Raw genomic sequence first — 25,543 nt, 5'->3', positions numbered from 1 at the left:
TATGATTTTATTTATTTGTTTTTTCGAATTACGATTAATCCTAATGTTAGAACCAATAAGCCCATGATACCAACCAGTATTTTACCAGTACTACCTATCAGTGAAAGAACAGCAATCATTAAGCCTGTTACAGCCACACCTATTCCAATTACCCGGCCTCCTTTTTTATTCTGAGCACCGTCATTTTCATCTTCATCAGCTGCAACTGTTGATTTGTTTTGATGATTGATGTATGCTAAATATGCTGTTTGTTTCTTTTTTGTCAGGATTGCAAAAATCTCATAGCTCCCGAGCAGAACAATTGGGATACCAACTCCTACAGCCATCTCTACTCCTCTGCTTAAGCTTATATTTAAAAGATCGGGACTTATGAACTTAAAAAAACCGTTTACTAACAATGAAACCATTGTTACTGATAAGACACTTACTCCATTCTGATTTTTTGAAAACAAAGCCCACAAAGGAGGTAAAAAGAGTGCTCCTCCGGTTAATGCAGCAAGACTTAGTACCACTTCAACAATTCCTCCCATTAATGGAACCATTAGTGCCACAAGAATTGTTAAAATTCCGAGGCTTACGGTAGCTATTCTTCCTACTTTTACCAATACACTTTCGCTGGCATTCGGCTTAAAATGTTTAAACACATCATTTGTTAATACCCCTGCTGCTATGTTTAAGGTTGTATTTACCGAGCTGGATGTTGCAAAAATCATTCCTCCCAACATTAAGCCAAGCATTCCAACAGGCAACACCTCTTTGCACATCAACAAATATGCTCCTTCATCAGCTAATCCATCCAGGTTTGGATTCAACACCCGATAAATCATTGGAGGTAACATCCACACCAGTGGACTTATTGTGTAAAGGGCTCCAAAAATCCAACCTACTTTTTTTGCATCCCGTGGTGTGGAAACACTTGTATATCTTTGTACGTAGGCCCAATTGCCTGCTATAAAAAAGAGATTATACAAACCAAAAGCCACTAGAAATCCACCTGTGTATTCTTCATTGATTAAAGAGAAAAATCCTTCAGGAGCATTGGCCACAAAATTTTCGATGCCGTTGATCTTATCAAATGCCAGAGGCACAACTATAAGAACTGCAGCTGTAAGTACAACAAACTGCAAAACATCAGTAACAATAACTGCCCATAAACCTCCTACGGCAGTGTATATTAAAATAAGACAGCCTAAAAACACAATACTTGCTGTAATGGGAATACCTGTAGATACTTCAACAATTTTTGCTACAGGATATAAAAATGCCCCTGTAGTAAAAATCGAAACAAACAAGAAAATGTAGGTGTATATTTTTTGGGTATTGTAACCTAATCTGTTTGTAATAAACTCAGCAGCTGTTAATGCATTTGTTTTTCTCCACTTTGGAGCAATCACAAAACCGATGATAAAACCCGCAATACACATTGTCCATTGAATAGAAACAGCTACCCAACCACTGGTATAAGCGATAGATCCCCAAACCACAAAAGTTCCTGCCGAGAAAAAAGACATAAACAAAGACAAACCACTCATCCACCAAGGTAAATTTCCTCCCGCCGCAAAAAAAGATTTCATATTTTTACCAGACTTGGCAAAAGAGATCCCACATACAAAAACAAGAAGTGAGAATGCTAACACAACACCTAAATCAATAAACCCCATAATTTTTCAATTCTCTTTAATATTTTTTGCAATTAAGATCCTTATGAAAAGGTTTGCAATTAATTCTGCGGAAATAATTTCGGGAACGCTTCCGAAAACGATTTTTTTTTCGAAAACGTTCCCGATGAATTGATTGTTATTGCGAAAATATTTAAGTTGTATTTCTTTTTATAGATTTATAACAAAATTTAATGGCAAGACATTAAAATAAAATAGTATACCACATATGAAACATATTACAATTAAGGATATAGCAAAAAAATTAAACCTATCTATTTCGACCGTTTCCAGAGCTTTTAACGATAAGTATGATATTAGAAAAGAAACAAAAGAGCTGATTTTAGAAACTGCAAAAGAATTAAATTATCACCCAAATCCTATTGCTAAAAAGTTAATCCAGCAACGATCCTTTAACATTGGAATAGTTGTTCCTGAATTTATTAATGATTTCTTTCCAAAAGTTATTATTGGAGCTCAGGAGATACTATTTGAAAAAGGTTACCAAGTTCTTATTACCCAAGCAAACCAGTCCATCCAGATGGAGAAATCCAATGTTAAAACACTGGTTGACAACATGGTTGATGGGCTTATCATTTCGTTAATGGGCGATGATAATGTTGAGTATTATCAGGAATTAATCGAATCAGGCTTGCCAATTGTCTGTTTTAACCGTACCAATGAAAATTTAAAAACCCCGAAAGTTATTTTTGATGATTATAAATGGTCATTTTTTGCTACGGAACATTTAATTCATGAGGGATATAAAAGAATCTACCATTTGGCCGGACCATCAAACCTTAGCTTATCTAAAAACAGGAAATTAGGATTTATTGATGCCAACAAAAAACATAAAATCGAGCTAACTGAAAATCAAATTGTACCAGCAGGTTTTATGATGGAAGATGGCAAAAATGCGGCAGAAGAATTAATTGCGAAAAATGACATTCCGGATGCCATATTTGCTGCAAATGACCCGGCGGCAATCGGTGCTATGAAAGTATTTAAGGAGCATGGATATAAAATACCTGAGGATATTGCGTTTGTTGGCTTCTCAGAGTCTGGTTTGGCTCTTCATGTCGATCCTCCACTCACATCGGTTGAGCAACCAACTACTGAAATAGGTCGTTCTATTGCGAGACTTCTTATTCAACAAATTGAAAATCCGAATGATTTTAAGCCTCAAACCTTAATTTTAAACGGAAAACTAAACATTAGACAGTCCTCAAAAGCAAAGTAAAGCCTTCTTAATTGATATAAGTAACGTGAGTTCGACGTAAAATTCTATCCACAGAAAGTTATATTTGCGATAGATTTGCATTAAAAATTTGGAAAGAATAGCGGGTTATTTTGAGGAATTTTTAATGTGAAGATGTCGTAAAGAGAACTTTCCATTATGTGTTTGCCTGCTTTCGGCATAAATTTCCTCAAATCTTCTTGAAATATCCCGATATTCCTTCGAAAATTTGAGAAAATTTCTACTCAAAATCAGATCAAACTGTGAACCAATTTTACGTCGAACTCACGTTAAGTATAAATACAGCAACCGTACTCATTCATGATAAAACAAAAATCGCAAATAAACATAGCTCTCCTCATTTTTGAATAAAAGCAATATTCTTCTGAGTAAATGAGTAAAAAGATCGATGTGACAAGGATTGTGCACAAAATAATAAGCAGATAAGATATGCTGCTTTTTTTGCACAAATCCGAGCTTCAAGATCGATATTGGTGCTAATTTTGCACAAATCCGGGCGTTAAAATCGATTTGAGCGGCAATTTTGTACAAATTTATCGTTCAGGATCAATAATTGTCAATATTTTGTCCAAATCTGAGCTTTAAGATCGATATTGGCGATTATTTTGTACGATTTCCGTCTTCAAAATCAATTTTTACGTTTTTTTTGTGCAAATTTTCCGATCAAGATCATTAAAGGCGATTTTTTTGTACAAAATTGCACTCCACAAGAGTCTTATCGAATTTTTTTGTACAAAAAAACCAACAAAACTGATATGAAAGAAAAATTTTGTACCGCCATACATTCATAAGTATTGCTTCTTCTTATTTTTGTTTCCAAACCCGCAGGTAATCCACCTGGGCAAAAGTTAATGTTCCATTGGGTTGACTGGTAAAGTAATCTCCTTCGATTCCAAAGCTGGCGCCATTAGATAACCACAAATACTCATTGGCATGAACTATCCAACTATCACCAGTATACGATGCCTTTAGAACGCCGTCGTAATAGATCTTCATGAAATCTTTGCTCCAATGTAAGCCGAAAACATGGTATCCTTCATGAATTCCTGGTGTATTGTATTTCTTTGTATTTGCCTTATGATTAGAGCCATATCCATCGATATGAACTACACATTTGGTAAAATCTTTTAGCCATGCCGATTCAAAAATATCTATTTCAGCTCCATCATTTGCCGTACCATCCACGTTTGACATTCCCTTGCCTTGCAGCCAAAATGCTGTGTGAGTTCCTTTATATGCATCAGCAATTTTAATTCTAGCTTCCATATAGCCATAAGTTGTTTCATACTTATCTTTCGAAAACACTCCTCCACAATGCATGGTGTTGCGATCGTGCTTTACAACCTCTAAAATCAACTTTCCATCTTGCAGTCTCACATTTTCAGGTTTCCAGTACCAATTTTTTACACCAATTTTAGGACGTGCTGCCCTACTCTTTGAGCTGTTATTTTTTGTCCATTTAAATCTATTTAGCACCTCATCATTAAACTCATCAGTAAAATCCAGCTCCCACTCTATATCCGGATTATTGTTATCAGCAAAAAATGGTTGAACACCTTTGGGTGAATTGGTATCAATTTTAGATTTGTCCTTATCTACATTCACATCTGCATTAGAATTAATCTGCACATCGGCATCAGCCGAGCATGCAAGCAGTAAAGACATTGCCATTAACAGCAAATTTATTTTAAATGATATCATTGCAAATCGGCAGTTGTAAAATAACATAGTAACACTATATATTCATTTAGATAATAATGGGTTGACCCAGATAAACTGAATCAACCCAATAACTAATAACTAATAGCTAATCTAACTCGAATTATTATTCATTGATCTCAGGCTTGTATACTTGCCCTTTAATCTCAAGTTTTGGACGAAAACTTTCGTTAGAATTATTATTTGATCCAATTCTCAAGTATGCTGCATTTTGATCTTTCAGAGTCAACCTAAGCGTGAATGAAGATTTTCCGTCCGCAATCAAAGATTGAACATAGCTGGTTAAATCAAATGTTTGATTTTCGATTAATGTTGAGGCATCTTTATCCGTTCCAAAACTCTTATGCTCAGACTGACCAACTTTCTCAAACAACTCATCTAAAGGTTGAGAACCCCAATCAATAGTATTATCAATAGATACATCAGAGGCTTCCACAATAATTGAATTTTGTGTTGTATTATTCGAATATAGTATTGAAAATGTAAAGAAAAATTCATCCTCGCTAGCAATATCATCAACAAAGCTACTTAGATCAAATGAATAAAACGAAGTTCTGGCGTATTCATCCGAAGCATTCTTTAATAAAAGTAACTCATCAGAAGAGTGATCACGTCCTTTTCCATTCTCGCTACGTTGAACATAGCTATTAAAATTAGACTGAAAGATATTTTTAACAGAGAAAACATTTACTACTGCGGAATCTGTTTCGATAGATCCTTCTCCCATAACATTTGATACAGCTACCGCCTTATAATAGGTTGTATAATCAGGCATTACAGGTATTTCATATACGGATGTGTCTATATCAGTAATTGTAATCTCCTGTTCTCCATCAGAATAAGTAAAATCAAAAGGTGGTTCTCCTTTTAGTTTCACAAAGAAACTTGAATTTTCATCTATACCAACATTGTAACTTTCATTACCAAAAACAGTTGCGTTTGCTGGTAGTGGAGGTTCCTCGAAATACCATTCCTTTAATTGTTCATCATTACAGGATGTGATGAATAACACAGTTATTGCAAACAATCCAGTTGTATATAATAGTTTTTTCATAATTCTAATATTTATCATTTTAATAACCATCATTCTGGATCATATTATCATTTACCAACATTTCACTTTGCGGAATTGGCAGTAAATAATGATCAGGGATGATAAAGTTTCTTGTTGCAATTTGAACTGTTTCTCCTGTTGCAGGATTAGTAGCTCCATATGCAGGAACTTGTAACAATGCTCCCTCTTCCCATCTGCGCAAATCATAAATACGTCTTCCTTCCAATGCCAACTCCACTCTTCTTTCTCTTCTTAAAAGTTGTCTCATACTTTCCTTTGAGTTGTATTTGGTAAGATCAACAGGTGGCATACCTGCTCTTGCACGAATTTCATCAATATACGAAATGGCTAAAGCATCATGAAATTCTCCTTGCTCGATCATTGCTTCAGCATACATTAACATTACATCAGGCAAGCGTAGAATCATATAATCTATAACACCCCCAACTTTCTTCTCTCGTATGTCAACATATTTCTTCATCCAATAACCAGAAGGAGAACTATCTTTTGCTCCGATTCTATTGTCATTAGTAGCAGAATCATCGAATGGACTGATGGTTTGACCATTAAATGAGGTACCAGGAAGAATTACAGTAGCGTCTAATCTAGGATCACGGTTAAAACCAGGATTACGCTTATAATAATCTACACTGTCAATACTCATTTCAGCTAAGGTTTTACCTTGTAAGGTTTCATAAATATCCACCAAATTACCCAAGGGAGCAAAACCTGACACACCTCCCAAACTTGCTGGTGTATTATTGCTATAAGCAGAACTACAACCTTTTGATTTATAAATAATTGTCTCTTTATTATTTATCCCATCCTGAGTAAATAACAAACGATAACTATTGGCTGGGTCATCCAAATTATTGTATAATTCATACACTCCTGATTCACAAACCAATTTGGCAGCACTCGCAGCTTCTTCCCATTGATCTAACAATAAATGTGCTAAGGCTTTAAAAGATAAAGCAGCACCACTTGTCATTCTCCATCTATCATTAGAAGAATATTCTTTAGGTAATCCATTACTTGCAGCTTCTAACTCTGTTATCACAAAATTTAAGACCTCTGTTTTATCTGTTTTTGCAAGTGAGGATTCTAAATCAGGAGAAAGTTCTTCGGTTGTTAAAGGTACATCTCCATACCACATTACCAGTTCAAGATAAATCCATGCGCGAAGAGTTCTCGCCTCTAATTTGAATCGCTCTAATAAAGAAGCTTCAACAGCACAATTATCAACATACTTAAAGAATCGATTTGCTCGTCTTATGTATGTATAACTTCCCTTCCAAATGTCCTCAGCTTTTTTATTTTCTGCAATTAAATTACCATTGGCAATGGATGTATAATCTGTCTTATTTACTTGGTAAGCCTCATCGGCTGAATAATTATAATTTAATCTCCCACCATCACCGGTAATCCCCTTAGGAACAAAAGAATAAATTGTATTTAATGCAGATCGTGCATCTTGTTCTGAATTCCACCAATCCTCATCTGTAACAGCCTTAGGATTATCGTAGGTTACCAATTCATCACAAGATGAAAATAGAATACCTACTATAATAAAAATATATAATTTGTTCATTTTTATAATCTTTAAAAATTAAGTTTCATACCCATTGTATATGTTGCCATGATAGGATAAGTTTCATCATTTCCTCTGGATTCAGGATCTAATGTTTTCATCTTGGTCCATACATGAGGGTTACGTGCATTTACATACAATCTTAATCCTCTAATTCCAATTTTTTGGAGAGTGTTCCTATTCAAAGTATAACCTACTTGCACATTTCTAAGTCTTATATAACTTGCATCTCTCAAAAAATAATCATGCTGTTGTTCTAAGCCAGACGCTTTTAGGCTTAACCTAGGATAGTATGCATTTGGATTCTCAGGAGTCCAATAACTTCCTACATGATGTTCTTGCGGTTTACCTCCGTTGTAGAATGGGTATGCAACTCTACCTGTTGCCCTTCCATCAAGTCCAAAAGTACCTGTCAGCTGAGCACTTATATCAAAGCTTTTATACTTGATTTTAAGATTTGTAAATGCATCAAACTTTGCGTTAGATCGACCAATATGAGTCATATCTTTTTCAGTCAGTACTCCATCACGGTTTAAATCAAGAAACTTAATATCACCGGCTTCTTGTCCTGCAAAGATTGGCAATCCATTTTCAATCTCACCAATTTGAATTAATCCATCGGTTTTATACCCATAATAATCATTCACACTATATCCTTCTTCTTTAATCCCCCAACCGCTAATGTAAGGACCTCCTTCTAGTTTTTCGATTTTATTTCTGTTAAAAGCCAAACCTGTTCCAAAACTAAACTTCAATTTATCAGACAGTTTTTTCTGAATATTTAAAGATACCTCAAACCCTTCATTAACCATTTCTCCCAGGTTTCCTTTTGCAGCACCTACTCCAACAATCTGACTGATAGGTGGCTTCAATATCATATCTGTAGTTACTTTTCGGTAAACTTCAAAATTCAATTCTACTGCCTGATTATGAAATAATCCAAGGTCAACACCCAAGTTTGTCATGGTAACGGTTTCCCATTTCAAATTGCGGTTACCAATAACTTTTTCAGTTCCATTTTTCGGGTCAATCGTTGATTGAAAATTATATAATCCCACATTATTATTACCCAATTGCCCCCAGGATCCTCTTAATTTTAGATAGGTAATTAAATTACTGTTTTCAAGAAAATTTTCCTTGTGTACATTCCAGCCAAGAGCAAACGATGGAAAAACTCCCCATTTTTCTTTCTCATCAAACTTAGATGAACCATCATATCGAGTAGTTGCTTCAAATAAATATTTATTCTTTAAAGAATAACTAATTTTACCATAGAACGATAGCATTTCATGCTTATTAAATTCATCGGGACTCTTATTTCTAAGCGATGTTCCTACAACTGCATTCAACTTGTGCTGACCAAAATCCTTGTTAAAGTTAGCTTTTAACTTTGTCTCAGATGAAAATATTTTTTCCGTATCTCCAGAAAATTTATAATCCCATTCTTTAATTAGCTCGTCAGTCCAATAATTGTATAATGCAAATGGTTTTCTTGATACTTGCTTGTGTTTACTATCTAAAACGAAATTGTAACTTGCACTTAACCTCCAATTTTCACCAAGATTATACTTTATTCTAAAATTCATTAAAGAACGATCGCTAAATCTTTTTGTTGATCCTCCTTGCTCCGTATACAAAAGTGGATTATTCATGAGATCTCCTGAATACTTTCCATAAAATTGCTTGTCAACCCCCGGTTTCATAGGAAATTTATCAATCATTGTTGGCGGGTTTTCATACATTGATCTTAATATTGGATCATAATTACTAGGCTGTTCATTTAAATCTCTACTGAAACTTGCATCGATATAAAAGAGAAGGTTTTTTGCCATCGTAACTGTAGAATTCGCACGGAAATTAAATTTTCTAGCCTTAACATAGTCTATCATTCCATCCTGAAATAAATATCTCCCTGAGAGATTAATACGTGCCAAGCTATTTCCCCCAGAAGCACTAAACGAATGATTGGTTACAATTGATGATTTGTCAACAACTTCACCCACCCAATCTGTATCAGGATAACTTACAGGGTATAAACCACTGGCAGTATTATCAATATCATATTGACTAAAGCTAGGGCTACTTCCATCATTTATTTCCGCTTCATTATACATATTCATATATGTTACAGCATCAACAAATTTTGGTAAACGAGTTGGTGTTTGAATACCCACGTAGCCGCTATACGATGCTCGCATCTCACCTGGAACCCCTCTCTTCGTTTCAATCAGAACAACACCTTTCCCAGCTCTTGACCCATAAATAGCAGCAGCGGCAGCATCCTTCAAGACAGTCATGCTTTCAACTATATCAGGATTTATATCATCCATACTCATTTCAATTCCGTCAACCAAAATAAGCGCCCCTGAGTTATCTAATGTGGTAACTCCTCTGATGTTTATGCTGGCTTGATCGCTCCCTGGTTTACCTGATGATTGAGAAATTCTGACACCTGTAACTCCACCTTGTAATGATTGAGATAAATTTGTAACAGGTTTTCCTTGTAATGCTTCTACTACATCTACTCTTTCAACAGTTGCAGCAACATGTTGCTTTTGCATAGTAGTTTCACCAACAACAATAACTTCCTCTAACTTCTCAACATCTTCCTCCAGAGAAACAGTCATTGATTTCATTAGGTTCTTAACCTTTGTCTTAAAGGTTTTGTACCCTACAAATGAAAATTGAATTGAATCACCTTCATTTGCCCTAATTTCAAAATACCCTTGAAAATTGGTTACTGCTCCTGTATTGGTAGCGGGAATATGCACAGTAACACCCGGAATGGACATTGGTGGTTCACCTTTGTCGTAGACATACCCCCTTAGAGTGGTTTGATTTTGAGCTGATGCCATAAGTCCAAATCCCAATAGGAGAAACAGGACTGCTGGCTTCAGGAGTCTCTTAAGTTTACATTTCATAATAGATCAGTTTTTATATTACACAAATTGCTTTATAACTTATTTGTCAAACAAATAATCACAAATTCTTACAAAGCAAACTTACAATTAGTAGATTTTATTTATGCTCAATATTATTTCAAGCCAATCTAAAAATATGCTAGGTAAAAATACTTTTATAACGATTGCATTAATAAATTTATCGTAAACGTTTTCGGGAACGCTCTCGTTTTACGATAACGTTCTCGAAAATTAAGTCATAATTTACCCTAACTGTTGCTACCAGTAGGATAAAAAAAGAGACCACTATAAAGTAATCTCTCTTACAATTGCACTATGTTCTTATTTCCAGTTAATTGCGATAAGTAAAATAAAAACATTTTCTCATCACTGCCTTACTCACAGTGATAGTTTCTTACTGCTCTTCCCAAAATTCCCAAGACAAATTAGGAAGTGCCATCTTTAATACCTTTCCTTTCTTATTTTTAAGTTTCTTTCCCATTGTATTTTCTCCTCGCTCCCAAGGCGTATATCGATATCCTTTCCACTTTCCGCTTTTAACATTCGTATCGATACTAAAAGTATAATCCTTACCTGAACGATTTGAAACCACTATAGTTCGTTTCCCATTCGGTCTTTCGAAAGCAAACACTCTTGCATCTTTATTATAGTTCTCCTCTGCTAATTCGATAACCTTACAATCCCAAGGCATGTGCTTAACAAAACTACCAACTGCATTCCAGTTAAAATCGTTATAAATCCATGTTCCTGGCTTCATTTTAGCAGCTTCTAATTCCAATTTTATTGCCTTGGAGCGGATCTTCATCGGACTGTTGATTCCAACTGCCACATCGAAGGTTTCCATATTTTCTGCTTGTAGAAATATGGCATGTGGGGCACCGTAAACATCGCCTTCTCTACCATCATGTTTGGGAATGGATATCTTACCTTTCTCCATTTTTCTGGTGTATACAACATCTGTTCCCTTTGATCGAAGCACTTTTAAATCTGTTTTTGTCCAGCCCTCAGGTACATAGTTTCCAACCTGATCAACCAACATATAAGCCGTTACAGGCTGATTAATAACACAACTATAATATACACCTGGTTTTTTTTCTGATTTTCGCATACCATTCAGATATTCCATTTCTTTAAATTCTTCAGGCATCTCTGTTATAATATCCCCTTTCATCCAACGCTCGTATTTGCCAATATCTTTAGGTTCGTGTCCGGGCAATAATGATTTCCAGAATCCCAACGAATAGCCACTCGCTTCGGAGTTTTTAAATGGTTTTAAAGCATGAATCCAATACCATGTAGGGTTTTCTCCAATCTGAAAACAATTCATGATGTGCTGCACTGTATTTAAACATCTTTTTGGAGTAGCTCCACCTTGCAGGTATTCGTATTCGTTTTGAAACCATGGCTTCAATGGCAATTCATTTCGTATTTTTTTATGATAATCCTTAATCTTTTCCGAATCAACTCCAATGCAATGAATACAATAAGCATCAACTAAATCAGCTACTTCCTTTTGGTTCATTCCCGGAGCTATTTTCTTTGGAAACCCCCATTCGGTATCCGCAAAAAGCAGAATATTCGGATCGTAGTCTCTAACTGCCTTAGCAGCTTTAGTATATGCACGAATATAATTTTCCGATTTGTAATATTTACAAGCAGAGTATGACCCATTGTTAGTAAAGGGTTCGTTTTGCATACCCCACTTAGAGGTTTTGATTCCTGCTGCTTTTAAAGTTTGAATATCTCTTACAGTTGCTTCTGCAAAATCATTTAAAAAGGCCAGGGTATCTCCATGATATACAGGATCTTTTTTAAAGTCCGGCCCGAAACAACGCAATACATTGGTTCTATCGTTTTCACCGGTTCCTACGTAGCTATTATTTGCCTTCCAATAAGGAGCAGGCGACCAATATTCTAAAGACACTCCCTCAACTCCTGCCCATTCCATCATTTGACGGATTTCCTCAAGTTGTTCGGGCCATCTTGGTTGCAAGTACTTTTGTTCTTTATCCAACCCACGCCAATACAGGCCTCCTGCCAAACGGCAGTATCTAAATCCTGACAACATTTCTTTTGCAAGCCTCTCTCTTTCCGAAGGAATAAGATCATGAGGAACTGCATGAAGTTCATCAGGCAATCCATTGTTACCTGATCCAATTGCATCAGATTGAATTTCAAATCCTATCCCCCAAACGGTTTGTTTGTACTTTTCAGGATATAGAATAATATTGCCGTCAGATGCGAAATTCTCTTGCTGCATTTTGCAGCTAATAAGCAACAAGAATATAAAGCCTAAACCAATCCCCTTCTTTACCATACAATTTCATTTTTTATAACTTTTCCATTTGCCAGATGGTAGCTGCAAGATCAAAATAATCATTATCGTGTGTGTTTAATAATTCTTTTAATCCTGCTGGTTTCATTTTCTTAACTTCTACTCCTTACGGTGTTTGTTTTTGGATAAGAAACCTGTCAAATCAAGTGCAAAACTTACATGCTTAAAGAGTACAAATAGAAACTTTTGGCTTAAAAATGGTATTATTTTATGCTAACACTGGCGGAAAAAAGTAAAAGAGATGCATTTTCACTTCTACAGACAACAACAGCAATTCTACATTTTAATGGAACAAAATTCCACGATAGCTTAAAAAGCTATAAATACCTTAAAAAGTCTTCACAAGCACCGCGCACATTTTTATTACGGTTCTTTTCAGCTTGAACCATCTTGGCAACATCTGCAAATGGCATTTTTTCTTTGCAATAACACATCATGTTTATGGTTTGCATAGCCACCTGATCATTGCTACTTTTCATATAGTCACGAACTAGTTGTTTCGCTTTGTCATCTTTAAAAAACTGAAACATGATAACCGATGCAGCCGCAGCAACAGGTTGGTATTCATCCTCTAATAAACCGGCAATTTCCTCTTTGTATTTGTTGATTACATTCTCGTGTTGAGATCGCATCCCCATAATGGCCCAATACCTTACAAACTTATTTGTGCTATGCATGAGTTTTACTTGTTGCTCTGCAATTTTCCCGGAGCGAACACCAGAAAGGGAAGCTGCCTTGTAAATCATTTTGAATGGATATCTTTTCTTATCCAATCGGAAATCATATGCAGTCTCGTTTTTGGAAATTTTAGCAATTTCAAACTCTGGCAAAAACAAAACATCACGAGCCTTTGTTAATTGGCGATCCAATTGTTTTCTCATTTTTTTTAAAACACTTTTGTAATGAGGATCATTTACCAAATTTTTGGTTTCCCATTGGTCATCCTTAATATTGAAAAGAAATTCTGCTGGACGTGCTTCAAATAAACTGCTTTGCAAATCATTTAACTCTTTTGCTGCATAATCGGCTCTCATTTGTTTTTTGATTTGTCCTATTTCCATATACCTTATATAGCGAACTTCGGGCTGATATGGATAAAAGTTTCTCGAATAAATAAAATCACCATCGGTCACAGTCCTAACCATGTCTATTCCATTATCCGCTCTATCGGCTGATAATATCAAGCAATCTGTAGGTTTATCCCTATCTTTCCCAAGAAGTCTTCTGCCTTCCAAATGCTCAGGCAATTTTCCTCCGGCAATGCTTATTAAAGTAGGTGCCAAATCTTCAAAACTTACCAACTCATCAGTTACAACACCACTTGTACCCCATGGTGATAAATGTTTGTACTTCTCGGGAAACCACACCACAAATGGTACTCTATAGCCAAGATTAATGCCATTGGTTTTACCACGGGGGATTCCTTCTCCATGGTCGGCATAAAAGAAAATAATAGTGCTATCACGCAAATGATCATCCTCCAATCTTTTCAACAGTTTTCCTATCTTGTTGTCGGTAAGTTTTATAGAATTGTATACTCGCGCCATCTGTTTTCTCATTTCCGGACTATCCTTATAAAATGGAGGCATCTCAAATTCATTGTCTCCAATTCTCTCTTCTTCCGAAAGTTTTGACAAGACCTTATCTTCATACCAGCTATAGTCATTTGTCATTGTTCTGGATTGATGAGAATCCATAAAATTAAAAATGGCAAAAAATGGTTGGCCAGGTTCACGATTCCACCATCCGGCTTTACCAGAATTCTCATTCCATGCTTCCTTTATAAACTTTTTACCGTTGGCAACATTATAATCTGTTTTATTGTTATTGGTGGTATAGTAACCTTGCTTTCTTAAATAGTACGGAAATCCTTTTATTCTTTCCGGAATTTGATAATTACTACGATGATTACCAGTACCTAACTTGTAGGTTTTAACACCTGTAATAATTGCCGATCGACTTGGTGAGCAAACGGTTCCTGTTGAAAAAGCATTTGTAAATCGAACCCCTTCTTCAGCAAGTTTATCAATTACCGGAGTTTTGGCATTTTCATCTCCATAACATCCAATAAACTGAGGTGATGTATCCTCAATTGTAATCCATAGTATATTCGGTTTATCTTGTGCTGGTATGTTGCCAACAATGGCCATTACAATGCAAATTAAGCTAACTATCTTTTTCATCTGTTTATAGTTTTTCCCATTTGTTAGATGGAAGCCGCAAGTTCAAAATAACCATTGCCGCGTATGTTTATTGATTATTTTGACCTTGCTCGTTTTTCATTAAAACATATTTATTTTTTACCAAAAGGAAATAAATCAGATTCTTTCCTGATTTGATTCATAATTTCCATAAGATCATGAACAACATTAGGATACTCTTTTGCTAAATTATTATTTTCCATAGGATCTACCGACAAATCGTACAATTCGGTGGTAGTCCTTTCGGGTTTAAAAACATTGTATCGAACCAGTTTCCAATCACCTTTACGCACAGCTTGTCGACCACCTCTTTCATGAAACTCCCAATACAATGATTCATGTTGCTTCTGATTCTCATTACCTAATAAAGTTGGCAGGAATGAAATCCCATCAATCTCATTTGGTACATCTGCACCAACAATTTCAGCAAAAGTTGGTAGTACATCCCAAAAAGCAGAAACATGATTGGTTTTAGTTCCAGATTTTATTTTTTCAGGCCACCAGGCAATCATTGGCTCTAAAATTCCACCTTCGTATAAGTCTCTTTTGTAGCCTCGGTAAATTCCATTACTATCAAAATAATCAGGGTCGGCACCTCCTTCCTGGTGTGGACCATTATCTGAAGTAAAAACAACAATGGTATTTTTATCCAAACCAAGTTCTTTTAATTTATTCAGAATATCTCCAACCTGTTGATCCAACAATTTTACCATTGCGGCAAAGGCTGCATGCGATTCCTCCTGATAGCCATAAGCTCCTTCTCTAAATCTTTTATCACCCGGTTTGGCTCCATTGTATACTTTCTCAGGTAAAAATGCTCCTCTAAATTCCTTAAGTTTCTCTTCCGGAATTAATAACTCTGCATGAGGAATAACATTGGGATAAAACATGAAAAACGGTTTATCCTTATTTTTTTCGATAAATTTTAATGCTTCTTTATGGATTAATTCTGGAGCATAAACATTCATCTCATTACCTTGATTGCCTTCTAAAATCACTTTTCCCTGATTGTGCCAAATATGATTCGGATAATAATTATGAGCCAATCTCTGACAGTTATAACCGTAAAATTCATCAAATCCTTGCTGGTTAGGATCGCCTTCTGATCCGGGATAACCCAATCCCCATTTTCCAAATGCTCCGGTTACGTAAGCAGTATTTTTCAAAATCTTAGGCAAAGTGATTATCTCATTTGGCATTGGAATCTGCCCTTCAGGCTCCCATTCCATATTTCCTCTAATAGGGGTATGACCAGTATGAAGACCCGTCATTAGGCAAGATCTGGAAGGTGCACAAACTGTAGATCCGGCATAGTGTTGTGTAAACATCATACCTTCACTTGCCATTTTGTCAATATTGGGAGTTGAGAAGTTTTTCTGTCCATAACAACTCAAGTCACCATAACCTAGATCATCTGCTAATATATAGATGATATTGGGTTTTGTTTGTTCAATATTATTTTTGCTTTTTTCTTTATAAGCACATGATGAGCAGAAAAGTACTACTGGAAAGTAAAATTTTATAATCGATAATATTTTCATCTATTATTACTTCTTTTTCTTCTTAAATAATTTTGCATGTGGTACCAAAGGAAATTCGGGATGTTCGGTTCTGGCATCTTTTAATTTTTCCTTTAGCTCTTTCGCAACTTCCGGAAAGTCATCAATAACATTATTACTTTCTGAAATATCATTTGATAAGTTGTACAATTCATATTTCTTATTTACAAAGTGAACCAGCTTCCAATCATCTTTTAATATGGCCTGAATAGGTCCTCTTCTTTCATTAAACTCCCAATAAAGAAAATCATGTTTCTCTTGCTTTTCAGGTTTACCTAGTAAACTTGGTAAGTAAGATATTCCATCGGTTTCCGACTCTGGTTTTAGTCCTGCAATATCACATACAGTTGGCAAAAAATCCCAGAATGCAGACACATGATTTGAATTTGAGCCAGCTTTGATTTTATCTGGCCAACAAGCTATGAAAGGAATATGCACTCCACCATCATATAAATCCCGTTTTTTACCTCTGAATTCACCATTGCTATTTAAAAATTCCTGCTTGGGTTTATCAAATTCGTGCCCATTATCACTTGCAAAAATTACAATCGTATTATCATCTATTCCCAGATCTTTCAGTTTTTCTCTTATTGCCCTAACAGTTTTATCCAAACGTGTTACCATTGCTGCATACGTAACAAATCCGTTTTCATCATGCAGATAATTACCTGGTCGCATTTTTCGTAAGGGCCAATTTTGCTTATAATAATATTCTTTCTCTTCTTCAGCAATTGTTAATTCGTAATGTGGAAGGGTTGAAGCGAAATACAAAAAGAAAGGCTCATCTTTACTGTCATCCAAAAAATCAAGTGCTTTATCCATGAATAAATCCTCGGAATAGGTTCCTTTCTTTTCTTTTAACACATTGCCTTCAATTTTCACTTTTTTATCGTTCTCCCAAATTTCTTCAGGATAATAGTGATGGGCAGCTTTGTGTGTGCAAAATCCATAAAAATAATCAAATCCCTGTTTCAATGGCATTCCTTCATCTAGTTTTTCGGCAAGCCCCCACTTTCCAATGATGCCTGTTTTATAACCTGCTCTCTTTAGTTCTTTTGCAACTGTATTATCACTGGCACTTAAATCAGCAGGTTTACCACTTTTAGTCCAGGCAGGATTTTCCCGAACCGGAGCATGTCCGGTATGCAATCCAGTCATTAAGCAAGCGCGTGAAGGACCACAAACAGTTGAACCGGCATAATGACGAGTAAACACCATTCCGTCATCGGCCATTTTATCTAATGCAGGAGTTTTGATTTTTGTTCCCCCATTATAAGCAAGGTCACCATATCCCAAATCATCAGCAAGAATAAAAATGATGTTTGGTTTATTTTTATTAGTTGCTTTTTTTTTGGCTGTTGCACAAGAAAAAAAAGCAAGTAGCAAGCTCATCAAAATAAGTAATTTCTTCATATTCAATTATTCCTATTATTAAGGTCAAAAAAAGCAGCAGTGAACTCGATCAACTACTGCTTTTTTATTAAATTCTAAAACTTCCTTTTAGATAAATCATTCACATCATCATTACCGGTAATCGCTCTAATTCTAAACTGATAACGATATTCCTTCTTTGTTAGTCTGTATTTATCATGGGTCCATGCTCCCCAACTGTTATCTCCACCAACACCCATTTGCATATAATCGATATCAATGGAGGTTAAATCTCTTGGTTTCACATCAGTTGTGTGACGATTTACAACTGGTTCGCCATCAACATGCCTTCCATCCGAACGCTCAGGAGATTCAAAATCTTCCATGATATTGTGATGTGCACTTACTTCTAACAGAGGCATTCCGGTAAATAATAAACCAAGTCCATTCTTATCAGTAATGCTCATCCAGCGAACATCGGTTTTATTGCCGTTTTCCTGCGGACGAATGTAAGCCCAATATTGGTCTGCCACACTTCCTGAGTAATTTCCAACAAATGCACTGGTTTTTCTATCAACATATGATTCATGTGGCCCTCGACCTAACCACGACATTTGATCAAATGAACGAGGCATTTCAAGGTTCATACCCATTTTAACAATCTCAGGTAATTTCTCCTTTGTCATTTTAAAGTGATTATTCACTAAAACATCACCCGACCCATAAACTGTATATTCTGATTGGTATTTTGCAATCTCTTCTTGTTTTTCATTTACCAAAGTAAAATCAGCTAAAATTGAGATTGTATTTTCTGCTATCTTCTTAACTGTAATGCTTTCAACCTTTCTATTCTGTCCGGCTATTCTCCATACTTTTGCTCTTTTATGCAGCGCATTACCAAAATCATTATCAATAGGCGCACGCCAAAAGTTTGGAACTGGTCCTGATTTTAACAGTTCAGTTTCTCCTGATTTAAAGCTTGATAATTCACCTTTTTCTTTATCAAAAGTCACAGAGAAGGCATCCCCTGAAATATTTACGGATTCAGTAGCATCCTCTAATTTTAAACCTGCAAACTTCGTAACATCTACTTTATTTACAGGTTTAAAAATTGGCAATTTGAACTGTTCACTGGCTAGTGTAGTTCCGGCTTTTACGATTGTCCAGTCATTTTTCAATGCTGCATTAAATTCAAGGAAATACTCAACACCTACTTTAGCTTTAAATTTGTAGTCAAGATCAACAAGTTCAGATTCTCCTGGTTCTACATTTGAAGACAATTTTCCATCTGCTACAACTTTACCATCACCAACTACTTTCCATGTAATATCAAACTTATCAAGATTTATAAAGTCGTATTTGTTTTTAATTCTAACTGCTCCCTTCGCTAAATCAACATCCTCAAATCCAATGTATTGATATACTTTTTTCACTTCGAGCAAGTGTGGCTTAACTCCACGGTCAGGATCAACCAAACCATTCAAGCAAAAATTTCCATCCGATGGAACATCTTTCGGACCAAAATCACCACCATAAGCCCAAAATTCCTCTCCTTGCTCATTTTTAGTTAAAAGACCCTGGTCAACCCAGTCCCAAATAAAACCACCTTGCAAACAATCATACTTTTCTATTAAATCCCAATAGTCTTGAAGATTACCAACACTATTACCCATAGCGTGAGCATATTCGCACTGAATTAAAGGCTTATCTGCTTTATTTTTTGCGAACTTCTCCATTCCTTCCATCTTCATGTACATCGGACAATTGATATCTGTATTTGCACCGCCATGAGCTTGCTCGTATTGCACTGGTCTGGTAGAATCATACTCTTTCAACATTTTATATGTTTCCATAAAGTTTACACCATTACCTGCTTCGTTCCCTAATGACCAAATAATAATTGAAGGCTGGTTTTTATCCCGTTGGTACATGTTATTTGTACGATATACATGAGCTCCCATCCATGTTGAATCTTTAGCCAATGATTCTTTCTTATACCCCATTCCATGAGATTCGATATTGGCCTCATCAATCAGATACAATCCATACTCATTACACAGTTTATACCATTCCTCCGGTTGAGGATAGTGCGAAGTTCGAACAGCATTAAGATTATGATCCTTCATTCTTTGAATATCCAAGATCATGGTCTCACGATCAACCACATGACCTTTTACATCATGATGTTCATGAAGGTTAGCTCCTTTAAGATAGATTGCTTTGCCATTTACCAATAGTTGGCTATTTTTGATTTCAATTTTTCGGAAACCAATATCCTGCTTAATCACCTCAACTACATTACCTTTCTCATTTTTCAAACTAACTACTAATTGGTAAAGGTTTGGGGTTTCTGCAGTCCATTTTCTTACGGCATCAACTTTAGCTTCAAAATCATAGGTGCTAGATCCACCTGCTTTTACTTTATTAGATACAGACAGATCAATTATCTTTTTGCCATTATCCAGAATTTCTGCAATAACACTTTTAGTATTCTCTTCATTGGCTTTATTGGTAATTTCAACAGATAGGTTGAATAATCCACTGGTGTAATTTTCATCCAAATCAGCAATTACTCTAAAATCACGAATGTGAGTTTTGTTTCGAGCCATTAAATAAACATCACGAGTCATTCCGCTTAAGCGCCAAAAATCCTGATCTTCCAAATAACTGGCATCACTCCAACGATACACCTCAACAGCCAGTGTATTTTCCCCTTTCTTTAGGTATTTGGTAATATTGAATTCAGCAGGTGTTTTACTGTCCTCACTATATCCAACTTTTTGTTCATTTACCCACAAATAGAAGGCTGAACTTACAGCTCCAAAATGAATATAAATTTCTTTGTCATTCCAATCAGAAGAAATGGTAAAAGTTCGTTTATATGACCCAACAGGATTATAATCTTTTTGAATAGTTGGTGGAGTTTTATCATGTGGATATTTCACATTTGTATAAATAGGAATGTCATATCCTTCCATCTCCCAATTTGAAGGAACATTTATTTCTCCCCAATCTCTGGTATCATAATCATCCTTAAAGAAATAATACGGTCTTTCCGAAGGATTTTTTGCCAAATGAAATTGCCATTTCCCATTTAAAGAATGCAATAATGAAGATTCCCATTTTACATCTCGTAAAGCATTCTCCTTGCTTTTGTATGGTATAAAAGAAGCTCTTGGTTCTTCCTTGTTAATCTGAAAAACATGTTGATTTTCCCAATCGGCAGGAGTCTTCTCCTCGAAAGCAACATTCTCATACTTACTCTTTGGTGTGCAGGCTATTACAGATACTGCAATAGCACACAGCAAAGAATTCAAAATCGTTTGGTGTCTCATATTCTTAGTTATTTCGGTTATCATTATTCTATCTGCTTTTGTTATCAGTAAAGATACGCTGAAGTTCTTTTTCCATTTTTCTAAGAACTTTTTCATTCTGCTTAGCAAGATTTTTTTCTTCCTGAATGTCTTCTGTTAAATCAAAAAGTTGTGGTTCGTTAGAAAATCCTGTATCTATCCCTTTATTAGATTTAATCCAACCATTCATTTTGGCATTTTTTACTGGCTTTATATACTTCCATTTTCCATATCTTATTGAATAACTGTAAGCTTCTTCCAGTAAAAATTCTCTCCCTACTTTATCATTTCCAAGAATTGTTTGCAGCAGATTAAAACTATCGGGCGCTTCGCCATCCTCCAATTCATAATTTAAAATCCCGGCAATGGAAGCATACAAATCAACATGACTAAATAGTGCATTACTTACTTGTGATGACTTAATTCTTTTTGGCCAATGTATAATGGTAGGCACTCTTGTTCCTGCTTCTAAACAAGAATATTTTCCTCCTCGGAATGGTCCTGCCGGTTTGTGCTTTCCTAATCTTTCCGCAGCCTCATCCTTATAGCCATCGCTCAATACAGGGCCATTATCAGAAGAAAAAATAATCAACGTATTATCCAACAATTCCATTTTCTCCAAATAATTCACTAACTGACCTGTGATATAATCCATTTGAACAATCGCATCGCCTCTAACTCCCATATCCGTAGCACCTTCGAATCTATGATCTGGCAATCGAGGAACATGAATATCATGAAATGCAAAATACAAGAAGAATGGTTGTTTTTTGTTTTCATTAATAAAGCCTCTGGCCTTTCTCAACATTTGATATGGAACAGTTTCATCTCTCCATCTTGCTGAATTTCCTCCGCTCATATACCCTATTCTGCTCACCCCATTCACAATGGTTTTACCATGTTGTCCATCCGCAGCAAACCTTACTAATTCTGGATTTTCTATTGCGGTAGGATCATTACCAACTTTCTTTTTATAACTAACCTGAATTGGGTCATTAAGATCCAAATCAACAACATGATGGTTTTCAACCATAACACAAGGAACTCTATCGCCGGTAGCAGGAATCAAATATGAATAATCAAAACCTATTTCGAGTGGTCCGGGAGTTATTTTTCCGTTCCAGTCCAGGTTGCCATCTCCTAAACCAAGATGCCATTTTCCTATTACAGCAGTTTTGTAGCCATTTTTCTGTAACAATCCAGGAAGCGTTGGTGTACCTGGCTGTATTAAGGCTGGTGCATCACCAGGAAGAATGGCTGCATTTTTTCTGAACGCATAACTTCCCGTCAGTAGAGAAAATCTGGAAGGCGTGCAGGTAGCTGCCGTACAATGACCATCGGTAAATTTAATTCCTCCAGCTGCCAATCGATCCACATTGGGTGTTTGCACTTCTGTAGCACCATAACAAGATAAATCACCATAACCAAGGTCATCCACATAAATGATTACGATGTTGGGCTTCGCTGATTTATCTTGCCCTGATGCTAATTTTGCATTTACAAGCAAACTTAAAACACTAACTATTAATATGATATTGTATCGTACATTCATTTTTTTATTTACTGTCTCTCAACTTTGATTTATACTTTTTTAATTGCCAGGGATTTTTCACTCTTATTTTACGATTCAACATCAAATCTTCATGGATCATATAGGTAACTGTGTCCCATTTATGTCCTTCGGTCCATAATGGCTGAATCATATCCTTTTCCCAATTTTTCAATTCGGTTTCTAATTGGTTTTTAAGGTCAGGTATTCTGTTCGCCAAGTTTTCTTTCTCAGATAAATCCTTTTCCAGATTGTAAACCGTGCTGTTCAATCCTTCAACTCGAACCAGTTTATGATTTCCAATTCGTGCGGCTGCCATCTTATCTTTTCTCCAAAACAATTTGTCGTGTGGTTCACCCGCTTTTTCATTTGATAAAAATGGAATTAGATTTACACCATCCAATGGCAAATCTGCATCATCCGAAATCCCGGCTAAAGCACAAACTGTAGCGCCTATATCCAAGGAAGAAGTTAATCCATCAAATTCGCCCGAACTTAATTTCTCTTTCCAATACACAAAAAAGGGAACCCTATGCCCACCTTCAAACTCGTTTCCTTTAAATCCATTTAGTGGATAGTTCGACGACTGATTATTGTGAGCTCCGCCGTTATCACTTAAAAAGAAAATAATGGTATTATCCAACAGGTTCTTTTCCTTTAATTTACTTACCACGCTCCCAACAGATCTATCTAATGCCCAGGTCATAGCAGCCAAGGTCTGCCTCGGGTGTCCTTCAAATAATGCTAAATCTTTTTTTGTTGCGTGCATAGGTGTATGCACTGCATTATATGCCAAATACATAAAAAATGGTTGTTCGGCGTTTTCCTCTATAAAATTACATGCCTTATCTCCCAGAACATCTGTAAGGTAACCTTCAAACAAAACATGCTCATGATTTTCCAACATGGCATGAGTATCTCCTTTTCTATCATTATTCTTATCTGGAAAATAACTTCTACCACCAGCTAAAAATCCATAGAAATAATCAAATCCTCTATCATTTGGATGATATCCTTCATTATGACCCAAATGCCATTTCCCAATTGCTGAAGTTTTGTAACCAACCGTTTTAAGACGATCTGCCAATGTAAGCTCAGATTTAGGTAATCCAAAAAAACCTTCTCCTTCATTGCATTCATTACCATAACGCTGCTGATATCTTCCAGTAATTAATCCTGCCCTAGAGGGACAACAAACTGTTGAAGAAACGTGTGCATCAGAAAATACAATTCCTTGCTTTGCAAGCATGTCTATATTGGGCGTATTTAGGTCTTTACATCCATTGAAACCAAAGTCTGCATAACCTGCATCATCAGCGAGAACAATAATTACATTAGGCTTCTCAGGTTTTATATTACTTGTGCAAGATGCAAAGATTAATCCTATTAATATTACGGATAAAACAGTTTTACAATTCATCATTTTTTAATACTGGTTGGTACTAGTATGGTGCTAATATACGAATTTATTTCATTACTATAAGCTGCAATTGCATAATGCCAGATATCTCTCGATACCTAAATCATTTAAACAAACAGCTACTCAGATATATAATTGGGATTTGCTTTAGTAGGGATTGGTGCGTTTGTTTCTCTTTGCCATTTAGTAAGCAATTCACGCAATTCTTTCAATTTTTTAGGATTTGATTTTGAAAGATCGTTTTGTTCTCCTATGTCTTCTTTTAAATTGAATAACTCAAAACTACCATCCTCAAAATACTGATGCAATTTCCAATTTCCCTTTCGCATAGCAGAGCCTGGTCTAGTTCTAAATTTGTCATCTCTAAACTGACCCTTTCTGGAGTTTGCCTGAAGGTAAATAGGATAATGCCAATATAACTCTCTATTCATCCAGCTTGCAGGTTCCGAACCATCAAATAATTCTGTTATACTTTGGCCGTCTAATAAATAATTCGAGCAGACCTTCGACTGACTGACTTCCAGAAGAGTTGGATAAATATCCAAATTTGAAATTGGAACATTAGATATTAAACCAGGGCTTATTCTCCCTGGCCAAACCACAAAGAATGGTTCTCTAATTCCACCTTCATAATATGATCCTTTTCCTGCACGCAATGGTCTTTGTTCCGTTACCTTACATGTACCTCCATTATCGGATGTAAAAATGATTAGTGTATTTGCATACAAGTCTTTTCTCTTAAGTAATGCTATTAAATTTCCAATATTTCGATCCAAATTATCTATCATTGTTGCATAACCTGGGTTATCTTGTCCTCTCCACCCTGGTTTATTCTCGTATCGCGGCATTAAACTATCTATAGGATTTATAGGAGTATGCACTGCATAAGGTGAGTAGTATAGGAAAAATGGTTCATCATCCACTCCATCAATAAACGATAAAACATCATTCATGATAGCATCTGTTAAATATTCATCTGTATCAGATTTGTACTTTAATTTTCGTGGATATGGAGAATAATATTTCCCTGGATTTCCTGCATGCGTTCCAGCAATATTAATATCAAAACCATGATCTTTAGGGTCGTTTGACAAATGCCATTTACCAGCATGACAAGTTGCATAGCCATTCGACTTTAATGTTTCAGCGATTGTCACAAAATCTTTTCCAAGATCAGTTGTGTTTTTAACAGGAATAATTTTACGATCTTTTGATTTGCCTCGTTCCGAATTATCAACCGTAAATATTCCGTGCCTTTGGGGCCATTCACCACTCATTAAGCAGGCTCTCGATGGTGCACAATTAGAAGCTGCAGCATAAGCATTAGTGAATACTATACCTTTAGTTGAAAGATTATCTAAATTAGGAGTGTTATAATATTCACTCCCCATAAATCCAACATCTTTCCAACCTAAATCATCAATATTAATTAATAAGATATTCGGCTTTACCTCCTCATTGTTCTTTTTCGCACATGCTGAATAAACAATACATGTCAGCAAAAGCAAAAACTTGATTTTTATTATCATTATTTTATACATCTTTTAATAAGTC

At 35.7% G+C, this 25,543-nt stretch carries 14 protein-coding genes; 1 reads left to right on the top strand and 13 read right to left on the bottom strand.

Translation table 11 applies throughout. The features are described from left to right. Positions 1 to 11 precede the first annotated feature (11 nt). A complete protein-coding gene (locus tag ACO05S_RS15370) occupies positions 12 to 1,574 on the bottom strand; it encodes a sodium:solute symporter family protein (RefSeq protein WP_421918895.1) in 1,563 nt (520 codons plus the stop codon). A 313-nt stretch (positions 1,575 to 1,887) separates the two neighbouring features. Here ACO05S_RS15370 and ACO05S_RS15365 point away from each other — a divergent pair, with 313 nt between their 5' ends. Then, positions 1,888 to 2,898, top strand: a complete 1,011-nt coding sequence (locus tag ACO05S_RS15365) for a LacI family DNA-binding transcriptional regulator (RefSeq protein WP_421918894.1) — start codon at positions 1,888 to 1,890, stop codon at positions 2,896 to 2,898. Positions 2,899 to 3,720: 822 nt separating this feature from the next. Here ACO05S_RS15365 and ACO05S_RS15360 read toward each other — a convergent pair. From ACO05S_RS15360 to ACO05S_RS15305, 12 genes are all read right to left on the bottom strand, one after another. Further along, entirely contained in the window at positions 3,721 to 4,587 is an 867-nt protein-coding gene (locus ACO05S_RS15360; protein WP_421918893.1) for a glycoside hydrolase family 16 protein, read from the bottom strand. 154 nt (positions 4,588 to 4,741) lie between these two features. Then, entirely contained in the window at positions 4,742 to 5,689 is a 948-nt protein-coding gene (locus tag ACO05S_RS15355) for a DNRLRE domain-containing protein (RefSeq protein ID WP_421918892.1), read from the bottom strand. A 19-nt stretch (positions 5,690 to 5,708) separates the two neighbouring features. Then, positions 5,709 to 7,280: a RagB/SusD family nutrient uptake outer membrane protein gene (locus ACO05S_RS15350; RefSeq protein WP_421918891.1), complete on the bottom strand. Its 1,572-nt coding sequence runs from the start codon at positions 7,278 to 7,280 to the stop codon at positions 5,709 to 5,711. A gap of 11 nt (positions 7,281 to 7,291) precedes the next feature. After that, on the bottom strand, positions 7,292 to 10,201 hold the full coding sequence (locus tag ACO05S_RS15345; RefSeq protein ID WP_421918890.1) for a SusC/RagA family TonB-linked outer membrane protein: 2,910 nt from the start codon (positions 10,199 to 10,201) through the stop codon (positions 7,292 to 7,294). A gap of 394 nt (positions 10,202 to 10,595) precedes the next feature. Next, positions 10,596 to 12,518, bottom strand: a complete 1,923-nt coding sequence (locus ACO05S_RS15340) for a glycoside hydrolase family 30 beta sandwich domain-containing protein (RefSeq protein WP_421918889.1) — start codon at positions 12,516 to 12,518, stop codon at positions 10,596 to 10,598. Positions 12,519 to 12,853: 335 nt separating this feature from the next. Then, on the bottom strand, positions 12,854 to 14,719 hold the full coding sequence (locus ACO05S_RS15335) for a sulfatase (protein ID WP_421918888.1): 1,866 nt from the start codon (positions 14,717 to 14,719) through the stop codon (positions 12,854 to 12,856). A 110-nt stretch (positions 14,720 to 14,829) separates the two neighbouring features. Next, on the bottom strand, positions 14,830 to 16,278 hold the full coding sequence (locus ACO05S_RS15330) for an arylsulfatase (protein WP_421918887.1): 1,449 nt from the start codon (positions 16,276 to 16,278) through the stop codon (positions 14,830 to 14,832). 6 nt (positions 16,279 to 16,284) lie between these two features. Then, a complete protein-coding gene (locus ACO05S_RS15325) occupies positions 16,285 to 17,709 on the bottom strand; it encodes an arylsulfatase (protein ID WP_421918886.1) in 1,425 nt (474 codons plus the stop codon). 74 nt (positions 17,710 to 17,783) lie between these two features. Continuing rightward, on the bottom strand, positions 17,784 to 21,098 hold the full coding sequence (locus ACO05S_RS15320) for a glycoside hydrolase family 2 TIM barrel-domain containing protein (RefSeq protein ID WP_421918885.1): 3,315 nt from the start codon (positions 21,096 to 21,098) through the stop codon (positions 17,784 to 17,786). Continuing rightward, positions 21,031 to 22,572, bottom strand: a complete 1,542-nt coding sequence (locus ACO05S_RS15315; RefSeq protein ID WP_421918884.1) for a sulfatase family protein — start codon at positions 22,570 to 22,572, stop codon at positions 21,031 to 21,033. Before ACO05S_RS15315 ends, ACO05S_RS15320 begins: the two co-directional genes overlap by 68 nt. A gap of 4 nt (positions 22,573 to 22,576) precedes the next feature. Beyond that, a complete protein-coding gene (locus tag ACO05S_RS15310; protein ID WP_421918883.1) occupies positions 22,577 to 23,992 on the bottom strand; it encodes a sulfatase-like hydrolase/transferase in 1,416 nt (471 codons plus the stop codon). A 116-nt stretch (positions 23,993 to 24,108) separates the two neighbouring features. Next, positions 24,109 to 25,518, bottom strand: coding sequence for a sulfatase (locus ACO05S_RS15305; RefSeq protein ID WP_421918882.1), 1,410 nt, complete (start codon positions 25,516 to 25,518; stop codon positions 24,109 to 24,111). Between the last annotated feature and the right edge of the window lie 25 nt (positions 25,519 to 25,543).

Origin of the sequence: Marinifilum sp. (assembly GCF_965230805.1) — a bacterium.
Classification (GTDB): Bacteria; Bacteroidota; Bacteroidia; order Bacteroidales; family Marinifilaceae; genus Marinifilum.
The sequence above is the reverse complement of the archived record's forward strand: the minus strand, read 5'-3'. Positions and strand labels throughout refer to the sequence as shown.